15 protein-coding genes are annotated in these 13,803 nt (G+C 31.9%); 6 read left to right on the forward strand and 9 right to left on the reverse strand.

The window, feature by feature from the left end; all coding sequences use genetic code 11:
- Positions 1–2 precede the first annotated feature (2 nt).
- Positions 3–1,625, reverse strand: a complete 1,623-nt coding sequence (locus BM238_RS05825) for an alpha-amylase family glycosyl hydrolase (RefSeq protein ID WP_090079273.1) — start codon at positions 1,623–1,625, stop codon at positions 3–5.
- 117 nt (positions 1,626–1,742) lie between these two features.
- Here BM238_RS05825 and BM238_RS05830 point away from each other — a divergent pair, with 117 nt between their 5' ends.
- Positions 1,743–2,546 (forward strand): FkbM family methyltransferase, encoded by an 804-nt coding sequence (locus tag BM238_RS05830; protein ID WP_090079274.1) that lies wholly within the window; start codon positions 1,743–1,745, stop codon positions 2,544–2,546.
- Positions 2,543–4,021 carry a lipopolysaccharide biosynthesis protein gene (locus BM238_RS05835; RefSeq protein WP_090079275.1) on the forward strand — a complete coding sequence of 493 codons (1,479 nt, stop codon included), beginning with the start codon at positions 2,543–2,545 and terminating at the stop codon, positions 4,019–4,021. The genes BM238_RS05830 and BM238_RS05835 overlap by 4 nt, the downstream gene beginning before the upstream one ends.
- On the opposite strand, the gene BM238_RS05840 is transcribed toward BM238_RS05835, so the two are convergent.
- The 5 genes from BM238_RS05840 to polA are packed head-to-tail and all read right to left on the reverse strand — an operon-like array spanning position 4,018 to position 9,306.
- Positions 4,018–5,067, reverse strand: a complete 1,050-nt coding sequence (locus tag BM238_RS05840; RefSeq protein ID WP_090079276.1) for a hypothetical protein — start codon at positions 5,065–5,067, stop codon at positions 4,018–4,020. The genes BM238_RS05835 and BM238_RS05840 overlap by 4 nt on opposite strands.
- Entirely contained in the window at positions 5,064–5,906 is an 843-nt protein-coding gene (locus tag BM238_RS05845) for a glycosyltransferase family 2 protein (RefSeq protein ID WP_090079277.1), read from the reverse strand. The genes BM238_RS05840 and BM238_RS05845 overlap by 4 nt, the downstream gene beginning before the upstream one ends.
- Before the next feature lie 5 nt (positions 5,907–5,911).
- On the reverse strand, positions 5,912–6,229 hold the full coding sequence (locus tag BM238_RS05850) for a type II toxin-antitoxin system RelE/ParE family toxin (protein ID WP_090079278.1): 318 nt from the start codon (positions 6,227–6,229) through the stop codon (positions 5,912–5,914).
- Entirely contained in the window at positions 6,226–6,459 is a 234-nt protein-coding gene (locus tag BM238_RS05855; protein WP_090079279.1) for a hypothetical protein, read from the reverse strand. The genes BM238_RS05850 and BM238_RS05855 overlap by 4 nt, the downstream gene beginning before the upstream one ends.
- A gap of 30 nt (positions 6,460–6,489) precedes the next feature.
- The gene (gene polA, locus BM238_RS05860) at positions 6,490–9,306 is read right to left on the reverse strand and encodes a DNA polymerase I (protein ID WP_090079280.1); all 2,817 of its coding nucleotides are present in this window, start codon (positions 9,304–9,306) and stop codon (positions 6,490–6,492) included.
- Positions 9,307–9,423: 117 nt separating this feature from the next.
- On the opposite strand from polA, the gene BM238_RS05865 reads away from it, so the two are divergent.
- Genes BM238_RS05865 through BM238_RS05875 form a run of 3 tightly spaced genes read left to right on the forward strand, consistent with a single transcriptional unit; the run spans position 9,424 to position 11,088 of the window.
- Positions 9,424–9,897: an SRPBCC family protein gene (locus BM238_RS05865; protein ID WP_090079281.1), complete on the forward strand. Its 474-nt coding sequence runs from the start codon at positions 9,424–9,426 to the stop codon at positions 9,895–9,897.
- Between the two features lie 32 nt (positions 9,898–9,929).
- Entirely contained in the window at positions 9,930–10,718 is a 789-nt protein-coding gene (locus tag BM238_RS05870; protein ID WP_394333975.1) for a HipA family kinase, read from the forward strand.
- Entirely contained in the window at positions 10,705–11,088 is a 384-nt protein-coding gene (locus BM238_RS05875; protein WP_090079282.1) for a DUF3037 domain-containing protein, read from the forward strand. The genes BM238_RS05870 and BM238_RS05875 overlap by 14 nt, the downstream gene beginning before the upstream one ends.
- 44 nt (positions 11,089–11,132) lie before the next feature.
- Here the strand turns inward: BM238_RS05875 and BM238_RS05880 are convergent, their stop codons facing one another.
- The 3 genes from BM238_RS05880 to BM238_RS05890 form a co-directional block, all read right to left on the reverse strand.
- On the reverse strand, positions 11,133–11,297 hold the full coding sequence (locus BM238_RS05880; RefSeq protein WP_090079283.1) for a phosphatidate cytidylyltransferase: 165 nt from the start codon (positions 11,295–11,297) through the stop codon (positions 11,133–11,135).
- Between the two features lie 87 nt (positions 11,298–11,384).
- The gene (locus tag BM238_RS05885) at positions 11,385–11,714 is read right to left on the reverse strand and encodes a 2Fe-2S iron-sulfur cluster-binding family protein (protein WP_090079284.1); all 330 of its coding nucleotides are present in this window, start codon (positions 11,712–11,714) and stop codon (positions 11,385–11,387) included.
- Between the two features lie 25 nt (positions 11,715–11,739).
- Positions 11,740–12,792 carry an NAD(P)/FAD-dependent oxidoreductase gene (locus tag BM238_RS05890; protein ID WP_090079285.1) on the reverse strand — a complete coding sequence of 351 codons (1,053 nt, stop codon included), beginning with the start codon at positions 12,790–12,792 and terminating at the stop codon, positions 11,740–11,742.
- 157 nt (positions 12,793–12,949) lie between these two features.
- Between BM238_RS05890 and BM238_RS05895 the strand changes: the two genes are divergently transcribed.
- Entirely contained in the window at positions 12,950–13,720 is a 771-nt protein-coding gene (locus BM238_RS05895; RefSeq protein ID WP_090079286.1) for a DUF3108 domain-containing protein, read from the forward strand.
- Positions 13,721–13,803: the final 83 nt, after the last annotated feature.

Consider the following 13,803-nt stretch of genomic DNA (forward strand, 5'->3'; position numbering starts at 1 on the left):
TTTTAAATTTTCTCAAGCAAAACTACAGAAAATTCCGTGTCCAGATCAACCTTTCCATCTATCACAACCATTGTTTTTTTTGAATAAAAGTCACGCAATTCAGTTCCGTTTGAAAAAACCGAACTTACATCAATTATTTTATCTCCACTTTTTAATTCCAAACCAATAACCACTTTATCATCTTTTAAAATTCTCGAAAAATAATATGGTGAATTTGAGATCATTTTATGAAAACCCGCCCCAATTGCCGGATGAGTTGCTCTAAATTTTCCTAAAATTTGGTAATATTTCAGCAATTTTTGAGTTTCCAGATTATTTTTTTCATCATCCCAGTTCATATTTGAACGCAAATTAGCATCGCCTTCTGCCCCTTTTATTTCCAATGGTCTTGCACTTTCATCACCATAATAAATTTGAGAAACGCCGGGCGAAAGCAATAATTTTGTGGCGGATTCGTAAGTTCGTGTTCTGTTTTTATCGAAAGGCGAACCGTCGTCATGAGAAGTCAGATAATTTAAAACGCTTTTTCCTTTTAAATCTGAATGTAACAATCGGTCATAATTTGAAAATATTTCTTCATAAGGTCTATTTGCATCGCCTTTAAAATCAAAATTAATTAAAGAATGAAAACCATTGTCAAAAAAATTCACCTTTTTATCACCGTAATCGTAAAGTTGTTTTTGCGAAATTCCGTAGCCATAAACTTCCCCAACTGTGTAAAAAGTTGAATTATCTAAAACTTTTGACGGATTATTTTTTCTAAATTCATCAAGTGCATCCTGACAAACTTTCTGAAAATCTTTCCAGACATCTGTATTTGTATGTTTCGCTGTGTCAATTCTGTAACCATCGATTCCATCTTCTCTCACATAATCGGAAAGCCATTTCATAATGTAATATTTCGGCGCTCTTGGATACCCGGTTTTTGCAAAAAAAGCATCCAAAGATTTCATTTCAGAATCATATCTTCCTTCTTTTTTCCATTTATCAGTCAGCATTTTTGGTAATTCCACTGGCGAATTATCTTCCGTTTTTATGTCCGGCAAATTGTCAACTAAAGTACAGGCAGTTGTCATTAAATAAGAATCATAAGTACATTTCGGCGAAGTTCGCACCCAATCATTAGAATAAACCGCATCTTCGTTTGTAACTGGACCGGTGTGATTAATCACGGCATCCAAAACAATTCGGATTCCTTTTTTATGTGCTTTTTCGACTAGTTCTTTCAACTCTTTTTTTGTTCCAAAATTAGGATCTAAAGCAGACCAATCTTTTGCCCAATAACCGTGAAAAGCGAAAGTTCTACCAGTTCCTTCATCTGTATAACCATGAATTTGTTCTACAATTGGCGTCATCCAAATAGCATTAATTCCCAAATCTGAAAAATAATTCTCATCAATTTTTTGGATAATACCACGTAGATCTCCACCTTCAAAACCTCTTAAAACCGCGGCTTTTTCAGTTCTGTTAAAATTGACATCATTTGATTTATCACCATTTTTAAAACGATCCGTCATTAAAAAATAGAGATTTGCGCCATCCCAATTGAAAGATTGTTTTGGTTTCGTTAAGGTTTTACAAGAACTTAAAATCGCAAGAAGAGCAATTAATATCAGTTTTTTCATAATTAGATTTAAAAAGTGAAAGTTAATTATAAATCCTTAAATCTTTAAATCAAAAAGTTTAAAATTTAATTTTAACATTACTTTAACATTTTATATATTTGTCGTTAAATTCAGTTTATGTCTTTATATGCAAGACTTGCCGAGCAGCTACAATTCATCTCCCCAGCTTTTTATAAAAGTCGGTATTTTAAAAAAATTGACGGTTTAAATTCTGCCAACTTAATCTTCAGAAATGTTGAGCTAGAAATGCTTTGGCTAAAAAATCATTTAAAAAAAGACGCTGTTTTTTTTGATATTGGTTGTAATGTTGGAAGTTATTTGAGGTTGGTTGAAAATATTTTAAAATCAGAAAATATTTATGCTTTTGAACCTAATCAAAGACTTTTTAAAAGATTAGAACGTTTGTTTCCAAAAGTAAATTTGTTTTCAATTGCGCTTTCTGACGAAAATACGACAGCAGAATTTAAAGTTCCAGTTATTAATGGACAAGAAAAAAATTCTCGTGGCACTTTGATAACCGATTTTTCCGAAAATAACGAAGAAAGATTTATTACTGAAAAGGTAAAAGTCCAAACTTTAGATTCCTGGATTTTAGATAAAAATATTTCTAAAATTGACCTTATAAAAATTGATGTCGAAGGAAACGAAATGAAAACTTTGCGAGGCGCGAAGGAAGTAATTTCTAATTTTAAACCAATTTTATTAGTAGAAATGGAACAAAGACACCACGAAGAAAATTTAAAAAATTTAGTAAAAGAAATTCATGATTGGGGATATTCTGCAAATTATTTAAACAGGAAAACTTTTAAACTTGAACCAATTTCAGACGACATTTATTTAAGTCAGAAAAACGCTGAAATTGAAGATAAAACTGGCTATATCAACAATTTTATTTTCATCTCAAATTCGGCAAAAATATGAGTGTGATTGCCAGACAAGGATTTAAATATTCCATAATCGGATATTTGGGTTTCCTTTTGGGAACACTTTCCGCGATTTTCATTTTTCCGTACAACATGGAATTTTATGGAAAACTGCGCTACATTATGCCAATGGCAGAAATTATTTTGCCAATCGTCGTTTTCGGATTATCTTATTCCAACGTAAAATTTTTCTTCTCGACAAAAAATGACAACAAGCATCAAAACCTTCTATCACTAAGTTTGATTGCAGTTTGCATTAATTTCTTAATATTTATAGCCGGCTTTTTTATTGCGGCTTATTTCTTCCCTGAATTAAAAGTGACGCAACTTTGGAAAATGAAAATGATGATCTTACCTTTGGTTTTGGTTCTCGGTTTAAGCACAGTTTTCAACAAATATATTTCGAATTTTAAGCGAATAGTAGTTCCTAATATTTTAGATAATGTCTTACCTAAAATTGCTAATCTAGGCGCATTTTTCTTGTTTTTCTTTTTGGCATTTCCAGAAAAAATAGCGCTTTTTTTCTTTTTTGGAATGTTTGTTTTGGGATTAATTGCTTATTACATTTACACCAATAAACTTGAAAAGTTTACGCCGAATTTCTCAACTAGTTATTTTAAAAAAGATAAATTATACAAACAGATTTTCAATTATAGTTTCTACGGTTTTTTAGGGAATATCGGAACATATATCGCCTTAAGAATTGATAATGTGATGATTGGTGATTATTTAGGATTTCAGGAAAACGGTGTTTATAGCACTTTATTGGCTATTATTTCGTTGATTAGTATTCCTTCAATGGGTTTGTACGCAATTTCTGCACCTTTGATAAATAAACATTTAGAATTGAAAGAATACGAAGAATTGGATGTTTTTCATAAAAAAACTTCACTCACTTTATTTTTTTTAGGTTTGGTATTATTTTCATGTATTTGCGTTGGATTTCCCTTTCTCACAAGTCTTATGAAGAATGGCGAACTTTTGAAACAAGCAGAACCTGTGATCTGGATCTTAGGAATATCAATGCTTTTTGATTTGGCAACAGGTTTTAACGGTTACGTGATTTCGCTCTCAAAATTCTACAAATTTTCAACCTTTGTAATGGTAATTTTGGCTGTGGTCACAATTGCTTTAAATCTTTACTTTATTAAAAATACCAATTTAGGATTAATGGGAATTGCTTTGGCAACTGGGATTTCGTTAACTTTATACAACATAATTAAAATCATATTTAATTATGTTAAATTTAAAGTTCAGCCTTTCACCATCGAAATGATTTACGCCTCAATCATTGGCAGTTTAGGAATTACAGTTGCCGTAATGCTTCCGGATTTCAAAAGCAATCTGATCAACTTATTTTATAAACCAGCATTTGTTTTAATATTATTTTTAGTAGGAAATCACTTTTTGAAGATTTTTCCTTTAGAAAAATATTTAAATAAAGAATTTATAAAAAGTATTTTCAAGTTTTAAAGTAAAGATTTTAAAACACTCTCTAAATCTGTCCGGACCTTTTCTTTGTTAAAATTTTCCTGAAAATCAAAGGTGTTTTTATGCTTTAAACTTAATATTTGACTTTCAAAATCTTCATTTTCTTTGATGATAAAAGGTTTTGAAGTTTGATAATGTTTCGGGAAAATAGCGGTTTTTCCATATTTTATGGCGTCACCAATATTTCCCGACATCTTAGTTTTGCCGTAAATTTCTTCCTGACTAAAAAATTCGGTTTTTTCCTGAATTGGACACCAAAGAAAATTCGCAGAATTCATATTTTTATCAAATTCTTCCTGCGAAACTTTCTCCTTAAAATATTTTAAACTAATATTTTTCGGTAATTTCTTTTCTAAATCTTTGATCCAATTCAACTCTTTTCCTTTCGCTTTTCCTAGAAAAATAAATTTAAAAATTGAGTTAGTTTTTAATTCAGAAATAATTTTAATTATTTTAAAATAATCCCGTCTTTCCTGCGAAACACTTCCGGGAATTACGATTATTTGTTCTGTATTTTCAATTTCATTTTCATTAAATTTATTAAAAAATAAAGGCAAAAATTTAAATTTATTTTCGACTAAACTTTCATCTAAAACTAATAAATGATTGGCTTTCTCAAAAATTTCCGGCGCAGAAAGCAAACCTTCTTTTATTAACAATTTTAAACGGTATTGAAAGTCCTGTTTAAAAACATTTTTAAATAAATTGAATTTTGAAATTTTACAAAAGTTTAAATTATGGCAAATTACCGTGCAATTATAATTTTCAACAATTTTTAAATAAACATTAAAATTTCGGTGAACCGTTCCGATAATAATTAATTCATAATTTACTTCGGAAAGTTGCTTTAATATTTGAAAAGAAGAACTTTCAAATACCGACTGATTTTCCTTCAAATTTAACTGCAATAATATCTTTTCAGAAAAATAAAGATCAACTTGAAATTCTTTGGAACTTTGAATCAATTCCATAAAATTTCCTGCAATTTCTGCATGCGTGTCCAATTCTATGTAAGCGATTTTTGTCAATTTCTTATGTTTTTCAACATTTGTTTCCAGCGCAAATCACGAATGTATTTAATTTCATTTTTGCTTAAAACACGTTCATTTTTTTGACTTAAAAAAGATTTTACCGTAATTAAAAACTCAGAAAATGATTTATTTTTAAATGAAGATTTAGCGGAAGAAATCAACATTAAAGGAAAGTTTAAACCAATATTATAAAAATATTCACCCAGTTTTTTCGCCTTTTGATTTTTATATTTAAATGCTGTTGGTCGCAAATGTTTTACCAATAAATCTTTAATTGTAATAACTTCCCAATTGTGCATTTTAGCAAGCATGACATCAATATTGTCCCAACCAAGAACAGCGCGAATTCCGTTCATATCTTCAAAACAATGTTTTCTGTAAGATTTTATGGGACCACGAACGTGGTTTTTTGAAGATAAATTTTCGAAGATCCATTCGCCGTTTTTCTCAATATAAACCAAACCTGAAACCATTCCGGCTTTTTGATTTTGCTCATAAATTTTGTTTATTTTGTCCAAATAATTTTCGGGGAAAATAATATCTGCGTCAAATTTACAGATAACATCAAAATCTTTTAAACCAATTTCATTTAAACCTTTATAAAAAGTTTGCACTACTTTCGCGCCAGGTTCATGAGATGATAATTTTAAATTATAGATTTTAAATTTTAGATTTTGGGAAATGAAATGCTCAACGATTTCTTGTGTTTTGTCGGTTGAACCATCATTTACAACAACGCACTCAAAATCCTGAAAACTTTGTTTTTGCAAAGAATCCAGACAAGAAAAGATAAATTCTTCTTCGTTGTGCGCGGGAATGATGATTAGGAATTTCATTGGAATTATTCTGACAAATTTTCCAATTTTTCTGGATCTTGACGACAATCAAAAACATCGTAAATTCTTATCAATTCTTCTGATTCGACTTTGTAAATGATTTTGTAGTTTTTATGAACCAAATATCTGAAATCTTCGTTTCTAACTTCTAAAAGTAATTCCTTTTGACCCATCAAAGAATGATTTTTTAAGGAAATAGATTTTGAAATTATACCATCAACTATTTTTTGCGCAACTTTTTTGTTCGCTCTTTTATAAAAATAATCAAAAATATCATCTAATTTATTTTCAGCAAATTGTGACCAAACTACATTTGGATTCATTTTTTATATTTTTCTAATAAATCTTCTGCAACAATAAATCTTCCTTCTGCAAAATCTTTTTCAGATTGCTCTATTCTCTCCACGTATTCTCTCTGAGTCATCGGAATTATTTTTTCTTCGGAAATTGTTTTACTAAAAAATAGTTCTAAATTTTCCAGCAAAAATTCATCTTTTAGATCCAATATTCTTTTGGCTAAATTTATTTTTCTTATGTTGATATCTATTTCCATTTTTAGATTCTTTTAACAAATGTAATAATTTTAATGCGCTTCTAACCAATTCTTACCCTCGCCAACTTCCACCAAAAGCGGCACTTCAGTTTTTACCGCGTTTTCCATTTCCTGTTTGATAATTTCTTTCGCGGTTTCTACCTCATCATCTGGCGATTCAAATAAAAGTTCATCATGAACCTGCAAAAGCATCTTTGTTTTCAGATTTTTTTCGGCAAATTTTTGGTCAATATTTATCATTGCAATTTTTATAATATCTGCCGCACTTCCCTGAATTGGCGCATTCACAGCATTTCTTTCAGCGTGACCTTTTACCACAAAATTTCCGGAATTTATATCTTTCAAATGTCGCCGTCTGCCTAAAAGGGTTTCTACAAAACCATTTTCACGGGCTTTTTCAACTTGCTCTTTCATGTATTCTTTGAGCCGCGGATAAGTTTCAAAATAAGCCTCGATCATTGCTTTACTTTCAGCGCGCGAAAGTCCGGTTTGCTCGCTTAAACCAAAAGCAGAAACGCCGTAAATAATTCCAAAATTAACCGTTTTCGCTTGTGAACGCTGTAATTTCGTCACCTCATTTAAAGGAATATTAAATAATTTTGCCGCGGTCGAAGCATGAATGTCTTCATTGTTTTGAAAGGCTTTCATCATTTCCGTCTCTTTGGAAATCTCTGCGATCAAACGCAATTCTATCTGAGAATAATCCGCAGAAATGATTTTTTTTCCTTTGGCAGAAACAAATGCTCCACGGATTTGTTGCCCACGTAAAGTTCGGATCGGGATATTTTGCAGGTTTGGATTAATGCTCGATAATCTTCCCGTCGCAGCAACAGTTTGCGCAAATGTTGTGTGAACGCGGTTATCGTTTTTGTCAAGTTGCAAAGGCAACGCATCTACATAAGTTGATTTCAGTTTTTGATAAGTTCTGTATTCTAAAATATGTTTGATGATTTCATTTTCAAATGAAAGTTTTTGCAAAATATCTTCGCCCGTTGCGTATTGACCGGTTTTTGTCTTTTTTGCTTTCGGATCGAGTTTCATTTTATCGAATAAAACTTCACCCAATTGTTTCGGGGAATTCATATTAAATTCTTCACCGGACAAACTGAAAATTTCTTTTTCAAGAGCTGCCAAATCATTTTCCAGATCTTTACTTTCTTTCGCAAGCCATTCCTCATCGAGAGCAACACCTTCCAGTTCCATTTTAGCCAAAACTTTTAGCAAAGGAATTTCTATCTGATAAAAGACATTTTCGAGTTTTTCTTTTTTTAATTGAGGTTCAAAAAGTTGGTATAATTGAAATGTAATATCTGCATTTTCCCCTGCAAAATCGGTTTGTACTTTTAAATCTAAATCCCTGAAATTACTTTGGCTTTTTCCTTTTCCAACCAATGATTCTAAAGTGACCGGTTTATAATTTAAAAACATTTCTGCTAAATAATCGCTTCCGTGTCTTCCATCGGGATTTAATAAATAATGCGCGATCATGGTATCAAAAAAGTTTCCTTTTAAATCAAAACCATAATTTTTTAAGATTTTAAAATCAAATTTAAGATCGTGGGAAATTTTTAAAACGTCTTCTTTTTCAAAAAACGGTCTGAAAATTTCTAAAGTTTTTACCGCTTCTTCCCTATTTTCTGAAATCGGAATATAATAAGCCAAACCGTTTTTATAGGAAAAACTGAGCGCAATTAATTCCGCAATCATCGCATCATCGCTTGAAGTTATGGCTTCAAAAGCAACCGCTTTTTGTTTTATTAAATTTTGAACCAAAAAATATTGTGCTTTCGGTCCGGAAATATTTTGATATAAATTATCTTTTTCCGCTATACTTGATTTTGTAGAAGTCGCCTGATCTAATTCTTCAAAATTGGCAAAAAGATCTAATTGTCCGCTAGTATTTTGAACTTTTTTAACTTCTTTTTCGGAAAAATTTTCTACCTGAACTTCAGGATTTTCTTTAAAAGCGCGGTACAATCTTTCATACAACTGGCGGAATTCTATTTCCTCAAAAATAATTTTTGCGGCTTCAAAATCGGGTTCATCTAAAGTGTAATTTTCGTAATGGAAATCAATTGGCGCATCGCACAAAATGGTCGCTAACTTTTTAGACAAGATCCCGCGCTCAGCAGAATTTTCTATTTTTTCTTTAATTTTTCCGGTAAGTTGGCTCGTGTTTGCCAAAAGATTTTCGATGCTACCATATTCCTTTAAAAATTTCTTCGCCGTTTTTTCGCCAACGCCTTCTAAACCGGGAATATTATCAACGGCATCGCCCATCATTGCAAGGAAATCAATAACTTGTTTTGGATCTTCAACTTCAAATTTTGCTTTTACTTCTTCGATTCCTAAAATCTCAATTTCACTGCCTTTCATGCTTGGCTTGTAAATCTTGATATTTTCTGTCACTAATTGCGCAAAATCTTTATCCGGCGTTACCATAAAAACCTGGTAACCTAATTTTTCCGCTTTACAGGCAATCGTTCCGATGACATCATCGGCTTCATAACCTGCAACGCCCAAACTCGGAATGTGCATCGCTTCCAAAATCTTGTGAATGTAGGGAATCGCGACTTTTATCGCATCCGGCGTTTCACTTCTATTGGCTTTGTATTCAGCAAAATCTGCAGTTCTGACAGTTGCCTCTCCCACATCAAAAACGACGGCTAAATGACCCGGTTTTTCCCGGCGAATTAATTCAATCAAAGAATTTGTAAAACCGAAGATCGCAGAAGTATCCATTCCTTTGCTGGTCATTCTCGGACTGCGAATTAAGGCGTAATAACCACGAAAAATCATTGCGTAAGCATCAATTAAATAAAGTCTTTTGTCGGTAGAATCTGTCATAAAGCAAAGATAAAGATTTTAGGTTAAGGTTGAGATTTAGGTTTAATTTTACTTAAAAGTTTTCACTTTGAAGGACCTTAATTTATTCGTTTAATTTTACTTTTCGAAAATATTTAAATGGCAACAATTCATTTATCAACTGAAATTCACTCTACAATTGAGGTTTGTTTTGATTTATCAAGAAGTATCGACTTACACAAAATGTCAACTGTTAAAACAAATGAAGAAGCCATCGCCGGAAAGACTTCAGGTTTAATAGGAATGGATGAATGGGTAACCTGGGAAGCAAAACATTTAGGTTTTAAGCAAAAATTAACTTCGAAAATAACGGCTTTTGAAAGTCCAAACTATTTTAAGGATGAACAATTAAAAGGAATTTTTAAAACTTTTCAACACCAGCATATTTTTAAACAAGAAGATGGATTTGTAATCATGGAAGATATTTTAATTTTCTCTTCACCTTTTGGAATTGTCGGAAAACTATTTGACAAAATATTTTTAAAATCCTACTTAACTAAATTTTTAAAAGAAAGAAATTCCATCATTAAAATTTTCGCCGAAAGTGAGGAATGGAAAACCGTTTTAAAGTAAAAAACTAAATCAAAAATCGTATTTTTACACAAATGATTTCCACAGATTTAAATTTACGAACCGTAATTGTAACGCGCTATATTTTGCCTTTGCGCGAAGGCGGCTCGTTGCCGGCTTTGGCGGAAGCAGATGATGATTTTAAATATGTTTTAAAATTTCGTGGTTCGGGACATGGCACAAAAATGCTCATTTCAGAATTAATTGGCGGTGAACTGGCAAGATTTTTAGGTTTAAAGATGCCTGAATTGGTGTTTGCAAATCTGGACGAAAATTTTGGCAGAACTGAAGCAGACGAAGAAATACAGGATTTATTGAAAGGAAGTACAGGTTTAAATTTAGCGATGCATTTTCTTTCTGGATCGATTAATTTTGATCCAAATGTGATGGAAGTTGATCCGGAAACTGCTTCAAAAATTGTTTGGTTGGACGCGTTTTTAACAAACATCGACCGTACTTTTCGCAATACTAATATGCTCATCTGGAACCGTGAATTATGGTTGATTGATTTTGGCGCATCATTATATTTTCACCATTCCTGGGATGGTTGGGAAGAAAAAGCGAAAACACCTTTTCCATTAATTAAAGACCACGTTTTACTGGAAAAAGCAACTGAATTAAAGAAAATCGATAAAGAATTTAAATCAAAAATAACAATAGAAGTTCTAACTTCAATTGTGAATTTAATTCCTGATGAATGGCTTCAATGGCGAGATACGGAACTTTCGCCAAATGAAATTAGAAAAGTTTATATTGAATTTTTAAGCATTCGGCTAGAGAATTCTGAAATATTTGTAAAAGCGGCGGAAGATGCAAGAGTTTAAACTTTATGAATACGCTGTGATTCGCGCTTTGCCAAAAGTGGAGCGTGAGGAATTCTTTAATGTTGGATTGATTTTATTCAGCAAAAAAGAAAAATACATTCACGCGGATTATTTTTTAGATAAAGAGAAATTGAAATGTTTTTTTTCAGAAGAGAATTTGGAAGATCTTGAAACGAATTTAAAATCATTTTTAAATATTGCAAAAGGTGAAAAATGTGGTGGAAAGATTTCAATTTTAGAAATTCCTGAACGTTTTCGCTGGTTGAATGCTGTTAGAAGTTCTTGTATTCAAACTTCGCGACCTCATGTTGGTTTAAGTAAAGATTTAGATAAAACTTTTGAGAGATTATTTGAAGAAATGGTAAAATAAGAACATAAAAAAAGCACCATTTTTAAAACAGTGCTTTTTATTTTTTATTTTTTTGCTCTTCCAAACAGCCAAACTATCAGTCCGATGACAGCAACTACTGCTATAACGCCAAACCACATTCCGGTTTTAAAGATATCTCCAATTACTTCGCAGCTTTGTAAACTGAACATCGCAATTGCCATTAAACTTAATAATGTAAACTTTTTCATAGTATTATTTTTTGATTTTAATATTTGTTAAAAGATTTTAACAAATAACTTGCCATTTCAAAAAAGTCTTAAAAAAAACTTAATTAATTATGGATAAGGTGCTACAATGACTTCTAAACCATCAAGTTGAGAATTGATATGAATCTGGCAACCTAAACGGCTATTTTCCTGCACATGATAAGCTTCCCCAAGCATTGCATCTTCTTCAGCGTCCATTTCTGGTAAATCAAAATCATTTTCTACATAAACCTGACAAGAAGCGCACATCGCCATTCCGCCACAAACTCCTACAGTTCCTTCTTCTGCGATTTCGTAGGAACGGATCACTTCCATTAAATTCATTGACATATCAGTTGGAACCACCACTTCGTGAAGTTCGCCGTTTCTGTCTGTAATTTTTATATTAATGTCCTGCATTTTTTATTAATAGTTGAAAATAAAATTAATCGATTTTCATAACAACAGCTTTCTCGGCTTCTTTTCTGGTTCCGTCAAAACCGTCAACTCCACTTACCGTAGTATATTTTAATACGTATTTTTTGCCCGGATTAATTCGGTTATAGACGCTTTGACACATCATTGTCGCTTCATGAAAACCGCAAAGAATTAACTTTAATTTTCCAGGATAAGTGTTGACATCACCAATAGCATAAATACCGTCGATATTGGTTTGATAATCTAAGGCGTTGTTTACTTTAATGGCGTTTTTTTCAATATCTAAACCCCAGTTTGCGATTGCTCCCAGTTTTGGCGTTAAACCAAAAAGCGCAATAAAAAAGTCGGTATCTATATCTAAAATCTCATCATTGGATTTTATGGAAAGTCCGGTAATATGAGAATCACCTTTTAAAGCTACAACTTCGGCTGGTGTAATTAACTTGATTTTTCCAGCATCTTTTAAAGCCTGAACTTTTTCTACTGAGTCAAGTGCGCCACGAAATTCATTTCTCCTATGTATTAAAGTCACTTCACTCGCAACGTCAGATAAAAATATTGCCCAATCTAAGGCAGAATCGCCTCCACCAGCAATTACGATTTTTTTATTTCTAAAATGTTCCGGTTCTTTTACAAAATATTCTACACCGTTTTCTTCAAATTTTTCAATATTTTCTAAAAGTGGTTTTCTTGGTTCAAAAGTTCCCAAACCACCGGCAATTGCAACAGCTTTAGCATGATGAACTGTTCCCTTATTAGTTGTAACCTCGAATGTGCCGTCTTCCAGTTTATTTATTGTTTCAGCTGTTTCGCCTAAAGTAAAACCCGGTTGAAATTGTTTGATTTGCTCCATTAAATTATCTACCAATTCACCTGCATTTACAGTAGGATAACCTGGAATATCAAAAATAGGTTTCTTTGGATAAAGTTCAGTTAATTGACCGCCAGGTTGTGGAAGTGCATCTATTAAATGGCATTTCATCTTTAGTAAACCTGCCTCAAAAACTGCAAATAAGCCTGTTGGACCCGCTCCAATTATTAATAAATCTGTGGTAATCATTTAGTAGTATATTAAACTGAAAAATATATTTGCAAATTTACTAAATTTTAAAGGAAAGCCCGCTGACAAATGTCAGCCAAAAAATCCAGTTTTTGCAACCGTTCTGCAGAATTAAATGGGTGTTTAAATTTGGCAGTGTATTTGTAAAACTTAGACTATGAAAAAGATTTTGACGATTTTTACATTCCTTTTGTTTGTGGTAAATTCTGCCCAAGTAGACAATATCATTTCCGGTGAACAATTGAACTATAGGATACATTACGGCTTTCTGAATGCAGGAACCGCAAGTTTAACCTCATTGCAAACAACTTACAAAGGCGTTCCACATTATTATGTAAAAGGTGTTGGAAAAACTACTGGCGCAGTTCGGGTTTTCTTTCCAACAAACGATTTGTATGAAAGTTTTATAAATATTTCTACTGGTTTACCAAGTTTCTATGTTCGAAATGTTAAAGAAGGTGGATATACGCAACATTTTGAAAGTGTCTTTAATCATCAAAATCAAACTGTAATTTTAACAGATAAAAAAACGCCTGCAAACGGTTCAAAAGTAATTAAAACTGTAAAAGGCGTACAGGACATGTTATCTTCTTTTTACTATTTAAGAAGTTTAGATTCTATAATGCTTAAACCTGGCGCTATTATTAAAATTAATATCTGGATCGATAAAGAGATTTTTCCATTTCAGTTAAAAGTAGTTGCAGCCGAGAATGTTAAAACAAAATTTGGCACTATAAACTGTTTAAAAATTTTACCGTCAGTCATAAGCGGACGTGTTTTTAAAACTGATGAAAGTGTCACGATGTGGATCACAAATGATAAAAACCACTTACCAATTGCGGTAAAAGCCGATCTTGCGGTTGGCTCTTTGAAAGCTGACATTGATAGTTTTAAAAATGTAAAGTATCCATTAAATTTTTCTAAGTAATTCCTTTTAAATACTGACAAAAAAGCTGATATTTGCTGTGTTTTTTCAAGTAAATAACGAATTTGCTTCAAAAAAGTGTCGTT

Source organism: Halpernia frigidisoli, assembly GCF_900113805.1.
GTDB lineage: Bacteria > Bacteroidota > Bacteroidia > Flavobacteriales > Weeksellaceae > Halpernia > Halpernia frigidisoli.